The sequence below is a fragment of the Caldimonas brevitalea genome, assembly GCF_001017435.1.
Classification (GTDB): domain Bacteria; phylum Pseudomonadota; class Gammaproteobacteria; order Burkholderiales; family Burkholderiaceae_C; genus Caldimonas; species Caldimonas brevitalea.
Genome location: NZ_CP011371.1, coordinates 823,940 through 839,004 on the forward strand (window position 1 = coordinate 823,940; position 15,065 = coordinate 839,004).

General features: G+C 70.6%; 11 protein-coding genes. 4 read left to right on the forward strand and 7 right to left on the reverse strand.

Translation table 11 applies throughout. The features are described 5' to 3' along the window. Window positions 1–77 precede the first annotated feature (77 nt). From AAW51_RS03585 to norR, 5 genes are all read right to left on the reverse strand, one after another. Window positions 78–1,700 (reverse strand): alpha-amylase family glycosyl hydrolase, encoded by a 1,623-nt coding sequence (locus tag AAW51_RS03585; protein ID WP_047193514.1) that lies wholly within the window; start codon window positions 1,698–1,700, stop codon window positions 78–80. 95 nt (window positions 1,701–1,795) lie between these two features. Beyond that, a complete protein-coding gene (surE, locus tag AAW51_RS03590; RefSeq protein WP_047193515.1) occupies window positions 1,796–2,593 on the reverse strand; it encodes a 5'/3'-nucleotidase SurE in 798 nt (265 codons plus the stop codon). 184 nt (window positions 2,594–2,777) lie between these two features. Then, on the reverse strand, window positions 2,778–3,449 hold the full coding sequence (locus AAW51_RS03595) for a TetR/AcrR family transcriptional regulator (protein ID WP_047193516.1): 672 nt from the start codon (window positions 3,447–3,449) through the stop codon (window positions 2,778–2,780). 95 nt (window positions 3,450–3,544) lie between these two features. After that, window positions 3,545–5,428 (reverse strand): glycosyltransferase family 2 protein, encoded by a 1,884-nt coding sequence (locus tag AAW51_RS03600; RefSeq protein ID WP_047193517.1) that lies wholly within the window; start codon window positions 5,426–5,428, stop codon window positions 3,545–3,547. A 152-nt stretch (window positions 5,429–5,580) separates the two neighbouring features. Continuing rightward, complete coding sequence (gene norR, locus AAW51_RS03605; protein WP_047197355.1) at window positions 5,581–7,131, reverse strand: nitric oxide reductase transcriptional regulator NorR; 1,551 nt, start codon at window positions 7,129–7,131, stop codon at window positions 5,581–5,583. Window positions 7,132–7,290: 159 nt separating this feature from the next. On the opposite strand from norR, the gene hmpA reads away from it, so the two are divergent. The 3 genes from hmpA to AAW51_RS03620 all read left to right on the forward strand — a co-directional run bounded on the left by hmpA (window position 7,291) and on the right by AAW51_RS03620 (window position 10,685). Then, complete coding sequence (hmpA, locus tag AAW51_RS03610; RefSeq protein ID WP_047193518.1) at window positions 7,291–8,481, forward strand: NO-inducible flavohemoprotein; 1,191 nt, start codon at window positions 7,291–7,293, stop codon at window positions 8,479–8,481. 148 nt (window positions 8,482–8,629) lie between these two features. Further along, the gene (locus AAW51_RS03615) at window positions 8,630–9,832 is read left to right on the forward strand and encodes an ammonium transporter (RefSeq protein WP_047193519.1); all 1,203 of its coding nucleotides are present in this window, start codon (window positions 8,630–8,632) and stop codon (window positions 9,830–9,832) included. A gap of 196 nt (window positions 9,833–10,028) precedes the next feature. Continuing rightward, on the forward strand, window positions 10,029–10,685 hold the full coding sequence (locus AAW51_RS03620; protein WP_047193520.1) for an HAD family hydrolase: 657 nt from the start codon (window positions 10,029–10,031) through the stop codon (window positions 10,683–10,685). Between the two features lie 28 nt (window positions 10,686–10,713). Here AAW51_RS03620 and AAW51_RS03625 read toward each other — a convergent pair whose 3' ends face one another. Together AAW51_RS03625 and AAW51_RS27810 are read right to left on the reverse strand one after the other, a co-directional pair. Continuing rightward, complete coding sequence (locus AAW51_RS03625; RefSeq protein ID WP_053013302.1) at window positions 10,714–11,325, reverse strand: histidine phosphatase family protein; 612 nt, start codon at window positions 11,323–11,325, stop codon at window positions 10,714–10,716. 79 nt (window positions 11,326–11,404) lie between these two features. Continuing rightward, window positions 11,405–12,235, reverse strand: coding sequence for an AraC family transcriptional regulator (locus AAW51_RS27810; protein ID WP_053013303.1), 831 nt, complete (start codon window positions 12,233–12,235; stop codon window positions 11,405–11,407). Between the two features lie 277 nt (window positions 12,236–12,512). On the opposite strand from AAW51_RS27810, the gene AAW51_RS03635 reads away from it, so the two are divergent. Continuing rightward, complete coding sequence (locus tag AAW51_RS03635; protein ID WP_157359596.1) at window positions 12,513–14,939, forward strand: DUF6351 family protein; 2,427 nt, start codon at window positions 12,513–12,515, stop codon at window positions 14,937–14,939. Window positions 14,940–15,065 lie beyond the last annotated feature (126 nt).

The window sequence follows — 15,065 nt, forward strand, 5'->3', positions numbered from 1 at the left end:
GGGCGGCATTCTCCCCCAACACGGCGCCACCCCCGTCGCGCAGGCGTCAACGGGAGGCGGAGGAGCCCTGCGCGCCGTCAGCGCTGGTCGTCAGCAGGGCGTGCTGGGCACAGCACCAGGCCTTCGTGCTCGCGCAGCACGGCGGTCCGCTGCAGCCGTTCAGTGTCCCGGTCGAGGTGGGTGGAGAGCAGCACCTGCCAGCGGTGCTGCGGTGGAAGCTGCGCGTGGCGCGGCGACGCGCCGAGGTTGAGCACGACGGCCAGCGGATGCTCGGCGCTGCCGCGCTGGAACGCCAGCAAGGTGTCGTCCTCCATCGGCAGCGCCGTGTAGGCGGTCGAGTGCAAGGCGGGGTGTTGCGCCCGCAGGGTCAGCAGACGGCGGTACAGGTGCAGCATCGACGTCGTGTCGTCGCGCTGTGCCGCTGCGCTTGTATGGTCGGTGCCCGGGGGCAGCGGCAGCCAGGGTGTCCCGCTGGTGAAGCCGCCCCCGTGGCCGGCCTGCCACGGCATCGGCGCCCGTTCGGGGTCGCGGTTGAGCCCGTAGCCCGGCACCCGGCGTTCAAACGGGTCGCGGCTGTGCTCGTGCGCGATCGGCGCCCCGGGCAAGCCCAGTTCATCGCCCGCGTAGACGATCACGCTGCCGGGCAGCGTGCACGACAGCAAGGCGGCTATCCGCGCCTGCTCCGGGCCGACACGGTCGACGATGCGCGTCTTGTCGTGGCTGCCGATGACCCAGTTGGGCCACGCATGGTCCGGCAACAAGCCCAGATAGTGCTCAATGGCCGCTGCCAGTGGCGCGGCGCGCCAGGGGGTGTCGAGCAGACGGTAGTTGAGCGGCAGGTGCAGCAGCGGTCGCTCCGGGTCGCCGCAGAAATGGGCGATGCGGTCCCCGCTGGCGTCGACCTCGCCCAGCAAGACCCGGTCGGCGAACTCGTCGCACGCACAGCGCAGTTCGGCCAGCCAGTCGAGCACCTCGGGACGGTAGTTGGTGTAGACCCGTTGGAGACGCTCGGGCGGCGGGATCTGCGTGTCGGCCTCGTCCTGCGGTGGGTCGTCACGCAAGCAACGGTCTTCGGCGAGCACCGCGGCGGCGTCGACGCGAAAGCCGTCGACCCCGCGCCGCAGCCAGAAGCGCATCACGTCGGCCATCGCGGCGCGCACGGCCGGATGGCGCCAGTTCAGGTCGGGTTGCGCCTCGAGAAAGGCGTGGTAGTAGTACTGGCCGCTGCCCGCGTCCCAGGCCCAGGCGCTGCCGCCGAAGCGGCTCAGCCAGTTGTTGGGCGGGCCACCGCCGGGCGCGGCGTCGGCCCACAGGTACCAGTCGCGCTTGAGGCTGTGCCGAGACGACCGGCTCTCGACGAACCAGGGGTGGCGGTCGGAGGTGTGGTTGGGCACGAAGTCGAGGATCAGCCGCAGGCCGCGGGCGTGCAAGGCCTGCAGCAACCGGTCGAAGTCGCGCAGCGATCCGAACACCGGGTCGATGGCGGTGTGGTCTTCGATGTCGTAGCCGAAATCGGCCATCGGCGAGCGGAACACCGGGCCCAGCCAGACGGCGCCGACGCCGAGCCACTGCAGGTGATCGAGGCGGGCTTCGATGCCACGCAAATCACCGCGGCCGTCGCCGTCGTCGTCCTGAAAGGACAGGGGGTAGATCTGGTAGATGGCGTGGTGCTGCCACCATGCCGCGTCGTGTGGTGCCACGTGGCCTCCTTGCCGGCATCCCGGCGCGCAGGACGGCGTGGGGCCTCTATCCCCTTCTGACAGCAGGCACCGTTCCAGCCGCTGGCGAGGCCGGCTCAGCGCTGCAGCGAAGTCTCGACCGCCGAGCGCAGCAGGTCGAAGGCGCTGTCGTCGGTGCGCTCGAAGCGCATCGGGGTCGCCGAGATGCCGCCGGCCGCCACGATGGCGGTCTCGCTGTCGGCGGCGTTGTCGCGCGCGCCGCGCTGGAACGTCAGCCAGTGGTAGGCCACCGAGCGGGGGTCGGTGGCCGACTGGACGCCGATGTCGAGCAGCAGCCCGGCGCCCTGGTGTGACACCTGCAGGGGCCCGGCGGCCTCGGGGTCGACGTCAGGGAAGTTGACGTTGAGGCAGAACTGTCCGTTCCACGGGGCGCGCAGCAGCCGGCGCACGACGTCCGGGCCGAGCGCGCGCGCCGTGTCCCAGCGCACCTGGTCGCGCCGGGTGAACGACTGGCTCAGCGCAATCGAGCGCAGGCCGAGCAGCAGCCCCGTCATCGCGGCGCCCACGGTGCCGGAGAACACCGTTTCGACGCCCAGGTTGGCGCCCTTGTTCACGCCTGACAACACCAGGTCGGGCGGCGCGTCGCGCATCAGGTAGCGGGCCGCCATCACGACACAATCGCCCGGGGTGCCCATCACCGCGAATCGCCGCTCGGCATGACGGCGCACCCGCAGCGGCGCATGCAGGCTGATGGAGTGCGAGGTGCCGCTCTGGTCGTGCTCAGGCGCCACCACCCAGACCTCACGCGCCAGATCGGCGGCGATGTGTTCCAGCACCGCCAGCCCGGGCGCATCGATGCCGTCGTCGTTCGTCAGCAATACCCGCTGCACCAGGTGGTCGTTGTTGTGTTGCATTCCGCGTCTCCCGTCCTGCAGCCCGAGTCCGGGCGCGTTTGAGCCTGCCGGTGCTGCCGAGCAAGTCGCAGTCCCACGTCTGGCGCCTGGCGTGCGTCACGTGCAAGGTTGTGCATGACGAGCCGGAACTGCCGGTAGAGACGACGGGATGGCGTGTCTCGCAGCCCGGCGCCGGGTTGTTGCGTCAGAGTCCCTGGTCGACCATTTCGAGCAGGCGCTGCCCGAGGGCCTGAGCCTGTGCCGGTGCAACGCCGCGCAGCGGCCCTTCGATGACGAGCAGCGCGAGGCCATGGACGGCCGACCAGGCCAGGAACTCGGCGCCGGGCCGTCGCTCGGCCGGCAATCGACCGACGGCGACCAGCCGGTCGAGCGCGGCGCCCAGCAGCTGAAAGGGGTTGAGGCCGCTGTGTCCGGCCTTGGCGGGGTCGGGTGGTTCGCTCGGCTGGGCCGTGGCGAAGGCGGTGCGGAACCAGCCAGGTTCGGCCTGGGCGAAGCGCAGATAACCCGCGCCCACGGCGCGCAACCCGGCCCTCGCGTGCTGCTCGGGTGGCAACCCGCTCGGCACCTGGCCCAGCTCTGTTTCCATCGACAGTGCGAGTGCCGCCAAGCCTGCGGCGCCGACCGCGTGCAGCAACTCCTCGCGGCTGCCGAAGTGGCGGTAGGCGGCATTGGGCACCACCCCGGCCCGGCGTGTCGCTTCGCGCAGCACCACCGCGTCGGGCCCGCCTGAGCGCGCCAGCTCGATGCCCGCCTCGAGCAGCGCGCGTCGCAGATCACCATGGCGGTAGGTGCTGCGCGCCGTGGACCGTGTGGTCGTGTGTGCAGTGGGGCGGGGGGCGGTGGCAGTGGACTTCATTGCAGGGGGATGTGGACGACGTCCATTATCCCCGGGCGAGCTCCCGAGCAGGGCTCACTGGGCAACCTGCGTGCTGCGCACTGCGGTGCGAGCGCTCAAGCCGTCTGGCGCTGCGGCAGCGACGTTCCGCTGCGTCGCTGCCGCGCCGCCTCCACCACGGTGCGGAAAAACGTCACCAGGTCCGGCACGTGGTGGTCGAAGGTGAAGCGAAACCGCTGCTGCCACACGCGTTCGCGCACCGCTTGCAGCCGCTCGCGGTCGTGCAGTTGCGCGCCGAGGTCTTCCAGCGTGTCGAAGAACACGCCCACGCCCAGCTCGTCAGCCAGCGTCTGGGTGGCCACCAGGGCGCCTGGGTTGCGGTGCTGGATCATCGGCAGCCCGGCGACGGCGAGCGTGGCCATACGCGCGGGGTAGTTGAGGTCGTCCCAGTTGGCGCGGCGGATCTCGCCGCCGTTCTCGCTGCGGAAGAAGTGCAACCAACCGGCGTCGTATTGCGAGAACTCGTCGACCCAGCGAGGCTGGTCGACGTTGGCATGCAGGTGCAGATGGCGTGGCGCCAGCGTGCGGGTCTTGTCGATCCACTGGCGCCACTGGCCGTGCGTGAAGTCGCCGTAGAAATGCAGGTGCACACCGAGGCCGGCGAGTTCGGCGACGGTGTGCGGGTGCAGGCCGATCGGCCGGCCGGGCACGACCGTGTGCACCTCGCCGTCGGCGGCCGACAACAACGGGCGCCGCTCGCGTCCTTCGAACCAGTCGCGCTTGGGCAAGTCACCGTCGAGCACATGGGTCGGCTTGCTGGCCGACAGTCCCGGCACGATGGTGTCGAACCAGTCGCGCATCTCGGGGCTGGTGAAGATCTGCCCGTCGGCGCCCTGGTACAGGTCGATCAGCTGCGGCCAGGTGCCCTTCTCGAGGCAGATGAACGGGCCCTCCTTGAAGTGCCACACGAAGGGAATGCCGGGCGTCGCGCGCATCACCTCGTGGGCGAACGGCACCGCCTGCCAGTTGAGCAGCGCATAGATGACGTCGGGCTGGATGCGGTCGATCGCTTCGCGCCAGTGGTGACGCGGCAGGTCTTCGACGTGGCCGAAGGCCAGCGGGCCGACGGCGTTGTACCAATACGGATCGCGCATCCACAAGCCATAGAGCTTGTGCCCCTGCTCCTCGAGCGCCAGCACCCGGTCGGCGTTGTAGGCCAGCTCGCCGACCAGCAGGATCTTCAGCCCGTTGTGGGCCCGCGGCGTGTCGGGCCGCTCGCGGGCGCTGCGGTACTGGCTCACCTCGTCCATCAGGTTGCCCACGGTGGTGTGGAAGCGCAGCGGCTGGTCGACGCGGTAATGCTGCCGGAACGGGTTGATGCCGCCGACCGGCTCCTGCATGAGCTTGTGGCGCTGCAATGGGTGGTCGACCCACTCGCAGGTGACCTGCTCGGTGCCGACGACACGGCCGCTGGCGCGCAGCCGGCCCCAGAACAGCCGCTCCAGATCGTCCGATTCGAGTGCGTCGCGGGCGACCCAGCGTGCCTCGGTCTTCCGATGCAGGCATTGCACCAGTTGCAGCGGATAGCCGGGGATCTGACCTTCCGCCTGGCGGTTGTAGTGGTGGCGCACGCCGGAGCAGGCCAGTACCGCGTCGGGGGCCGCCGCGAGGGCGGCGTGCAGGCTGGCCAGGTGGTCGCGGTAATAGACGTCGTCGCTCGGCAGGTAGGCGATCAGCGGTGCCCGCGCCCGGTCGAGGGCGTTGTTGAGCGCGGCGCCCAGCCCGGTGTTGCGTTCGAGCTTGTGATAGTGGATGCGAGGGTCGCTCAGAAAGGGCAGCACCGCCTGGGCGGTACCGTCCTGTGACCCGTCGTCGACGATGATCGCCTCCCAGTCGGTCAGGCTCTGGGCCTGCAGGCTGTCGAGCGCGCGTGCGATGAACTGGGCTTGCTGATAGGTCGGCATCAGCACGCTGATCGACGGGGACAGGGTGGACGACATCGGGCCTCTTCACGGTGCAGCGCTGCGGAACTACACGAATGGCAGTGCCTGCGGCGCCACAGCGCGCCGAGGCGCAGTCGATTCTGCGAGGCGAGGGGGCGAGATTCGTAACGGCAAGTGAGTCGACCCGCCCGCAGCGCATCGACGCGGTGCTATCCCTGCGTCGGCTTGGGCGCGGCGATGCCGAGGCGCCGGGCCAGCCGGTGGAAGTTGCTGCGGTCCATGCCGGCTTCACGCGCGACGGCCGACAGCGAGCCGTCGTGGCGGGCCAGCGCGCTCTCGATCCACCCGCGCTGGAAGGCTTCGGTGGCCGCGCGCAAGGTCATCGGCGTCGGCGGCGCCGCCGGCGTGACGGGTGCGCCGGCCTTGTCGGGCTGCCGGCCGGGGTCTGCCATCTCGAGATGGCGCGGCTCGATGCGAATCCAGCGCGCTGCCCGGCCCTGCTCGGCGACGGCACGCAAGGCGGCGCGGGCGATCGCGTGTTCCAGCTCGCGCACGTTGCCGGGCCACGTCAGGTTGAGCAGCGCGGCCTTGGCGGCGGGCGACAGCCGCAGGTTGCGGGCGCCCAGGCGGTGCTGGTTTTCCTCGAGGAAGCCGCCGGCCAGCGCGAGCACGTCGCGCCCACGCTCGCGCAGCGGCGGCACGCGCAGGGGGTAGACCGACAGGCGGTGGTAGAGGTCGGCGCGGAAGCGGCCAGCCGCCACTTCGGCGGCCAGGTCGCGGTTGGTGGCCGCGATCACCCGCACGTCGACATGCAGCACCGCATCGCTGCCTGGGCGCTGCAGTTCGCCGTTTTGCAGCGCACGCAGCAGCTTGGCCTGCACGCTGGCCGGCAGCTCGCCCACCTCGTCGAGGAACAAGGTGCCGCCGTCGGCCAGCTGGAACTTGCCGGCGCGGTCGTGCACCGCCCCGGTGTAGGCGCCTTTGCGATGCCCGAACAGCTCGCTGTCGGCCAGCGCCTCGGGCAGGGCGGCGCAGTTCACCTGCACCAGCGGCTGCTCGTGCCGCAAAGACTGGCGGTGCAGCCGCTGCGCGACGAGGTCTTTGCCGACGCCGGTTTCGCCGACGATCAGCACCGTGAGGTCGGACGCCGCCACGGTGTCGATCTCGCGGCGCAGCTGCTGCATCGCGGCGCTCTTGCCAACCAGCTCGCGCGGCAACCGGGTGCCGCCCTGGGCGGCCCGCGCCAGCACCTTGTCCCGCTGCGCGGCGTCGGCCAGCTTGCGGATCGTCAAGGCCGACTCGATGCCGGCCTCGATCAGCCGCACCAGCGCCTGCAGCTGCTCCGGCTGCACCCGGTCGAAGCTGCCGGGGGTCAGGGCGTCCAGCGTCAGCAGGCCCCACAGGCGACCGTCGACGCGCAGCGGCGCGCCCATGCAGTCGTGGACCGGGAGGATGTCGGGCTGGCCCTCGACGAGCCCGTCGTACGGGTCGGGCAGCGGGCAATCGGCGGCGAATCGCAGGCCGTCGCCGCTGGCCAGCAGCTGGGCCAGGCGAGGGTGGGCCTTCACGCTGAAGGCGCGCCCGAGGGCTTCGTCACTGAGGCCGTCGACCGCGACGGGGGTCAGCACGCCGTCCGCCAGCCGCAGCAGCGCGGCGGCATCGCAGTGCACCATGGCGCGCGCCGAGGCGAGCAAACGGCGCCAGGCGGCGTCGTCCAACGGCGAGGAATGCGGGGAGGGCAGGAGAGTGGTGGCAGTCATCACGACCACATTGTGGTCGATTTGACTGCGCCGATCTGTGGTGAGGGTGACCACACGAGCAGCGGCCCGGGCAGCGAATCAAGGACTTGGCGCGGCTGCCGGGCTGGCCCGAGTCTTGAGATGGGACAAGGCATTCCAACACCCACATCAGGAGCCCCCATGTTGACCCCTCAGACCATCAGCCTCGTCAAGGCCACCGTGCCGTTGCTGCAGCAGCAAGGTGTCGCCATCACCGAGCACTTCTATGCGCTGATGTTCCGCCAGCACCCCGAGGTGCGCGGGTTCTTCAACCCCGCTCACCAGGCCGCCGGGACCCAGGCGCGCGCGCTGGCCGGCGCAGTGCTGGCCTACGCCGCGCACATCGACCGACTCGACGCGATCGCCCCGGCGCTGCCGCGCATCGTGCACAAGCACGCGGCGCTGGGCGTGCGGCCCGAGCACTACCCGGTGGTGGGCGCGTGTCTGCTGCAAGCCATCCGCGCGGTGCTGGGCGAGGCCGCGAGCGAGCCCGTCATGGCGGCCTGGGCCGAGGCGTACGGCGCGCTGGCCGAGATCTTGATCGAGGCCGAAGCGCAGGTCTTGCGCGAGCGCGCGGCGCGGCCAGGCGGCTGGCAGGGCCAGCGTGCGTTTCGGATCGCGCGCAAACATCCCGAGAGCGAGTTGATCACCTCGTTCTACCTCGAGCCCTGCGACGGCGGGCCCTTGCTCGAGTTCGAGCCGGGCCAGTACCTCACGCTGGAGCTGTCGTTGAACGGTGAGACGGTGCGGCGCCACTATTCCTTGTCGGACGCACCGGGCAAGCCCTGGTACCGCATCAGCGTCAAGCGGGAAGCCGAAGGCCGGGTGTCCGGGTGGCTGCACGCGCATGCCCGGCCGGGCGACACCGTGCAGGTGCAACCGCCGTCGGGCGACTTCGTGTTGGACCGCAGCGCGCCGCTGACCCGCCCGCTGCTGTTGGTCACCGCCGGGGTCGGCTTGACGCCGGCGATGTCCATGCTCGAAGTCGTCGCGCCGACCGGCCGCCCGGTGCATTTCCTCCATGCGGCGCGCCACGGCGGCGTGCACGCCTTCCGCGAGCGGGTGGCGCAGTTGGCGGCGAAACATGCCAACGTGAGGGTGCATTACCTCTACGACCAGCCGCGCCCCCAAGACCGCCCCGACAGCGTCGGGCGGTTGTCGGCCGACGTGATGGCGGCGCATTTGCCGGCCGACCGCGACGTCGACTTGTACTTCCTCGGACCCAAGCCCTTCATGCAGTCGGTGCTGGCCACCGCACTGTCGCTCGGCGTGGCACGCGAGCGCCTACGCTACGAGTTTTTCGGGCCGCTCGAAGCGCTGCAGCCAGCCTGAGCGACACGCCGTCGTCGGGGGAGGGGCGGACCTCGCCGCCCTCGGGGGAACGGCACGCGCGTTGCTCGGAGGCTGCACTGTCCGCGCCTTCGGGTCCGCGGGCTCTCTCGGCGCGCCGGTGCCGGGTGGGATCACGGAAGGGTGGACCATGGAGCCATACAAGCAGGGCGGCGACGTCCTGGTGCTGTTGGTGGGGGCGCTGATGGTGCTGGCGATGCATGCCGGCTTCGCCTTTCTCGAACTGGGCACGGTGCGCAGGAAGAACCAGGTGAACGCGCTTGTGAAGATCCTGGTCGACTTCTCGGTCTCGACGCTGGCCTACTTCTTCGTCGGCTACACGGTGGCCTACGGCGTGGATTTCCTGCGTCCCGCCGCGGAGCTGACCCAGCGCAATGGCGTCGAGCTGGTGCGCTTCTTTTTCCTGCTCACGATTGCCGCGGCGGTCCCGGCCATCGTCTCCGGCGGCATCGCCGAGCGGGCGCGCTTCTTCCCCCAGGTGCTCGCGACGGCGGTGCTGGTGGGCCTGGTGTACCCGCTGTACGAAGGTGTGGTGTGGAACCAGCGCTTCGGCGTGCAGGCGGCGCTGCAAACGTTGACCGGCGTGCCGATGCACGACTTCGCCGGCTCGGTGGTCGTGCATGCTGTCGGCGGCTGGATCGCATTGCCGGCCGTGTGGCTGCTCGGGCCACGCAACCACCGCTTGCGGCACGACGGCAGCCTCTCGGCGCATCCGCCGTCCAGCATTCCGTTCCTGGCACTCGGTGCCTGGGTGCTGACGCTGGGGTGGTTCGGCTTCAACGTGATGAGCGCCAAATCGATCGAGAACATCAGTGGCCTGGTGGCGGTCAATTCACTGATGGCGATGGTGGGCGGCACCCTCGCCGCCCTGCTGCTGGGCCGCAACGACCCGGGCTTCGTGCACAACGGACCCCTGGCGGGTCTGGTGTCGGTGTGCGCCGGGTCCGACGTCATGCATCCCGCCGGCGCGCTGGTGGTCGGGGCCGTGGCCGGCGCGATGTTCGTCGCGATGTTCACGCTGATGCAGAACAGATGGAAGCTCGACGACGTGCTCGGCGTGTGGCCCTTGCACGGCGTGTGCGGCGCGTGGGGCGGCATCTCGGTCGGTTTGTTCGGCCAGCCGTTCCTGGGCGGCCTGGGCGGCGTGAGCCTGGTGGCGCAGGTGCTCGGCACCCTGTTGGGTATCGCCTGGGCGCTGGTCGCCGGGCTGCTCGTCTATGCCAGCCTGCAGCGGATGCTGGGGCTCCGGCTGAGCCCGGAGGAGGAGTTCGACGGAGCCGACCTCAGCACGCACCGCATCAGCTCGACACCGGAGCGTGAAGGGAGCCGCTGAGGCGGGCGGGCTGCGCTGTACGTCACGCCGACCGGGCGGCCGCCAGGCGCGCTGTCGCCAGGCCGACAACGCCGGCCCGCCACTTCGGCTACAAAGGTAGACGCCGCATGCGGCACCGCTTCGTGCCCGCCGCCAGCGGCACGGCCCTGAACCCCACGGCGGCTCGCGCGCGGGCCGTCGGACGCCCAGCTTGTCCATGCAAGACCATCGACCCATCATCGCCCTCGACGCCGACGGCGTTTTGCTCGACTTCAACCGCGCCTACGCGCTGGCCTGGCAGCGTGCCTTCGGCGTGCTGCCGGCCGAGCGCGACCCGCAGGCCTATTGGGCGCTGGACCGCTGGCAGGTGGAGCGCCTGGAAGGCGAACGACTGGCGCGTTTCAGGGACAGTTTCGACGAGCAGTTCTGGGGCAGCGTGCCGCCGATGGCGGGCGCCATCGAAGCCTGTCACGCCTTGAAGCGCGCCGGCTACGAACTGGTGTGCGTGTCAGCCTTGCCGGCGGTGTATGCCGAGGCGCGCCGGCGCAACCTGCTCGACCACGGTTTCCCGATCGACCGGGTGGTCGCGACCGGTCACACGGCGGCCGAACGCAGCCCCAAGGCGGAGGTGCTCGAGCAGCTGCGGCCGGTGGCCTTCGTCGACGACTACCTGCCCTACATGGTGGGCGTGCCCGAGGACGTCCACACCGCGCTCGTGCTGCGCGAGCCCAACGGATCGCCCAACGTCGGCGAGCATCTGGCGCTGGTCAAGTCGCAGCATGCCGACCTGGCGGCCTTTGCGGCGTGGTGGCTGGATCGCGGCGCGCGCGACGAACGGGACCGTGATCTCGAGGCGCGGGGCGCCGTGGCCTGAGCGGCCGACGCGCGCACCGCGCGGCGGCTCAGCCGCCCGACAGCCCACCGCCCGGTGTGGGCAGGCCTTCGAGGTGCCGGGTGCAATCGAGCAGCTCGACATCGTGCGGCGCGTGGCACGAGACGGTCGTCAGCGAGGTGTTGTCGAAGCGCAGCACGGTCGGGCGGTCGGTCGGCAAGCGCAGGTGTTGACCGGCCATGGCGCGGATCACCAGGCCGTGCGTGACCACCGCGAGGTGGCCGTCGAGCGGCGCGCCCAGTTGCACGGCCCGTGCGAAGGCCAGCGCGACCCGCTGGCGGAACGCCGGGCCCGACTCGCCGCCGGGCGGGGCTTCTTCCATCACCAGCGGGTCGAGGCCGAGTTCGTCATAGCGGCGCCCGCGCCAGTCGCCGTAATTGCGTTCCTGCAGCAAGGGTGTGGTCTCGATCGGTGCCCCGGTGGCCGCCGCGATGGCCTCGGCCGTCTGCAAGGCGCGCGGAAGATCGCTGCTGAGGATCTGGGCCACACCCAGTTCACGCAAACGCTCGCCCACCGCGCGCGCCTGGGCACGGCCGCGCGGGCTCAACGGCGTGTCGGCTGGCTGCAGCGTGCGGGCCACGTTGAGTTGGGTTTCGCCGTGGCGGACGATCAGTAGCGACATGGTGGGGTTCCTGTGCGAGCCGGGGCAGCGGCCAGTGTAGAGAAAACGCTCGTCACCCCACGCCCGGTGCCGCCTTGGCTCACCGCGATACCCACACCTTGGTGCGGTCGCGCAGGTAGGACGGCGGCATGCCCATCGCCCGCGCCCAGCTGCGCGACAAGTGCGCCGAGTCGGCAAAGCCGCCGGCCTGGGCCGATTGCGTCAGGTTGAGGCCCGATTGCATCGCGTCCCAGGCGTGCATCATCTTGCGCCAGTGCGCATAACTCTTCAGTGGCAGCCCGAGCGCCGAGCGCACCAGATGCGAGGTGCGGTCGTAGGACAGGCCGAGCCGGGTCGCGAGCGTCGGCAAGCTGCAATCGGGCTGGTCGCCGAGCAGGCCGAGGATGCGGCGGCTGCGCGCGTCGACCTCGGCATGCCCTGTCAGCTGCTGAGCGGCGCTGGCCACCAGGGCCTCGAACAAGGTGTGGGCGGCCGCGGTGCCGCATTCGCCTCGGTAGGCCGTCCACAGGTCCGCATCCCAGCTTGCGAAGGCCGAGCGGTCCAGCGCCACCGGTCGGGTCAGGCCGGCCCGTTGCAAACGGGCGTAGTGCGGGTGGTGGGGCGCGACGTTGACGCTGACCAGCGCCACATCGAGGGCACGCAGGTCGCGCGGCACCATCGCCGGCACCCAGGCCGCTGCGGCGCGCAGCACGACACCCTCGCAGCCCACCTCGAAGTTTTCACCGCTGGCCGACAGCAACAGCGTTGCGCTGTAGCGCCGCGTGTTGCGCGTCAACACCCAGGGGGCGGTGTAGATGAAACCGTTCAGGCCCAGCGCATAGGCGTGGTCCCGCATCCGGTGGGCCAAGGCGCCGAAGGCCGGCAGGCCGGCCACGGCGAGCGGATCGAACGGGGGATGCTGGCGGGACATGTCCGGTGCGGTGGGTGAGGACCGGCATGGCCGGGCGTGCCATCGTAGGCGTGCTGGGTTGCGGACGCCGCAGGGATAACACCGCCTCGTGGTCTTGGGCACCACATCGGGTCTGCACTGCAGGTGGCACAGGGGCGGCGAGGCAGGGCGCGGTGTTCTGCACTGTGGACGGCTGCGCTGGGACTTTCCCGCAACGGTCACCACGGTGACGACTGCGTACAAGCCGGCGGGCCGGGTTCGGACGAAAGATGCCGCCTCCTACAGAGGAGAGGATGCGATGCGACACCCCCATCACCCGGTTTTCCCATTGGCGCGGCGGCTGCTGACCTGCACCGCCGTCGCGGCCCTGGCCGCTTGCGGCGGCAGCGGCAGCACGCGCCGCGACGCCGAACCACAGGCCCTGGAGATCCACACCTTGTCGAACCGGGCCGACCTGATCAGCGGCGGCGACGTGCATGCCGAAGTGGTGTTGCCGCAGGGCGCAGCCGCCACCGGACTGAAAGTCGACGTGGGGGGCCGCGACGTCAGCGACCGCTTTGCCGTACGAGCGGATGGCCGGGTCACCGGCGTGCTGACCGGGCTGGCCGAGGGTGCGAACGTCGTGACCGCCACACTCGAGGGACAGCGCAGCGCCACCCTGACGATCACCAACCACCGCCGCAGCGGCCCGGTCTACTCCGGCGAGCCCATCCGTCCCTTCGTCTGCGCCACGCCGACACCGCAAGGCGCCACGGCAGACCGCCCCGCCACCCAGCCGAGCGGATTGAGCGGGACAGCTGACGCCAATTGCGAGATCGCCACCGAGACCAAGCTCTACTACCGCACCACCACACCGGGCTGTTCGCCCACCTTGCCCGACCCGCACGCGACGGTGCCCTATGGCGCGGCCACCCCGCCGGCCCAACCGTCGCCGCAGCCCAACCTGTGCTTCAAGCCCTATGACCCGGCGGCACCGGCCCCCGCCGACCTGGCGAGCACCACCACCGACCATGGCGTGACGGTGCCCTATGTGGTGCGGGTGGAGCGGGGCACGCTGAACCGCGGCATCTATGACATCGCGGTGCTGTTCGACCCGGCCCGGCCGTGGAGCGCCGACACGCCGCAGCCGCAGTGGAACGGCAAGCTGTACTACCAGTTCGGCTCCAGCACCGGCCAGCCGCGGCGACAGGTGCGGCCGCAAGCGCAATGGACCAGTGCCGCGAACGACAACGCGCTGCAACGTGGCCACATGGTGGTGATGAACAGCATGACCGACTCCGCCACCAACTCCAACCGCGTGTTGATGGCCGAGACCGTGATGATGATGAAGGAGCACATCGCCGACCGCTACGGCCCGATCGCCTACACGATGGGCACCGGCTGCTCGGGCGGCTCGATCAACGCCAACATGAACGCCTCGATCGCGCCCGGCCAGCTCGACGGCTTCACGATCGCGTGCGCCTATCCGGACTCCGAGACCACCACGCTCGAGGTGAACGATTGTGTGGTGCTGGTGGAGGCCTACCAGAAGCCGCAATGGCTCGACCTGATGGCCGCGGGCGGGCTCAGTGCCGCCCAGGTCAACGCCAAGAAGGCCGCCATCAACGGCCACCCGGACCAGAGCGGCTGCCATGGCTGGTACAACGCCTTCGGCAGCAACGGCAAGGTGGGCAACTACGTGCAGCGTGTGGTGGTGAGCCCCGACGGCACCCTGGCCGCACCCGGGGCGCCGGTCAACAACTGCCAGCTGCCGGCGAACCAGGTCTACGACCCGGTCGCCAACCCGGGTGGCGCGCGCTGCAGTGCCTGGGACTGGGCCGCCTCGGTCTGGGGCAAGCCGGCGGCGACCGGCCGCGCCTACGACACGCGCGACAACACCGGCGTGCAGTACGGCTTGAAGGCGCTGCTGTCGGGCGTGCTGACGGCCGAGGAGTTCGTGACGCTCAACGAGATCGTCGGCGGCGTCGACAAGGATGCCAACCTGCAGGCGACGCGCTCGGTGGCCGACCCGCAGGCCCTCGACATCGCCTATCGCAGCGGCATCGTGCTGAGCGGCAAGCAACTGGCCCGCCACCCGGTGATCGACATGCGCGGCTGGGATGATTCGGGCCTCATCGTGCCGCCCGGTGCGACGACGGCCACCGTCATCCCGATCCACTATGTGTGGCGCAGCTTCTCGATCCGGGAGCGCCTCGACCGCGAGGCCGGCGGCCACGCCAACCAGGTGATGTGGCGCTTCGGCACCGGCAGCTACGGGCTGCCGCCGATGGCCGGCGATGCCTTCCTGACGATGGACAAGTGGCTCACGGCACTCAAGGCCGACCGAAGCGACCGCGCACTCGAGCAGAAGGTCGTCGCCGCCAAGCCGGCGGAAGCGGTCGACTACTGTTTGCTGACCGCCTCGCCCACCACCAAGGTGTACGACTTCGCGGTGTGCGACACCGATCCCTTCCTCAAGCCGTCGTCCTCACCGCGGCAGGTGGCGGGCGGGCCCTTGAGCGAGAACATCCTGAAATGCCAGCTGAAGCCGCTGGTGCAGGCCGACTACCCGGCGGGCACCTTCTCTGCGGCGCAGTGGACCCGGCTGCAATCGGTGTTCGGGTCGGGCGTGTGCGACTGGAGCAAGCCGGGCGTGGGGCAGCAGGACGCGGTGGGGCCGCTCAGCTTCGCGGCCGGGCTGGGGGGGCAGCCGCTGCCGGCGGCACCGCGGTCACAGCTGAAGTAGCCGGGGGTTGGGAAAGGGGAGCCAACGTGTGCGTGTGCCGTGCAGCCGACCCGCGTCGCGCCTTCAGCTGCGCTCTCACTCGGCCCCCTCGACGGTGCCCCGTGGTTGTGGGGGGATGGCACGACG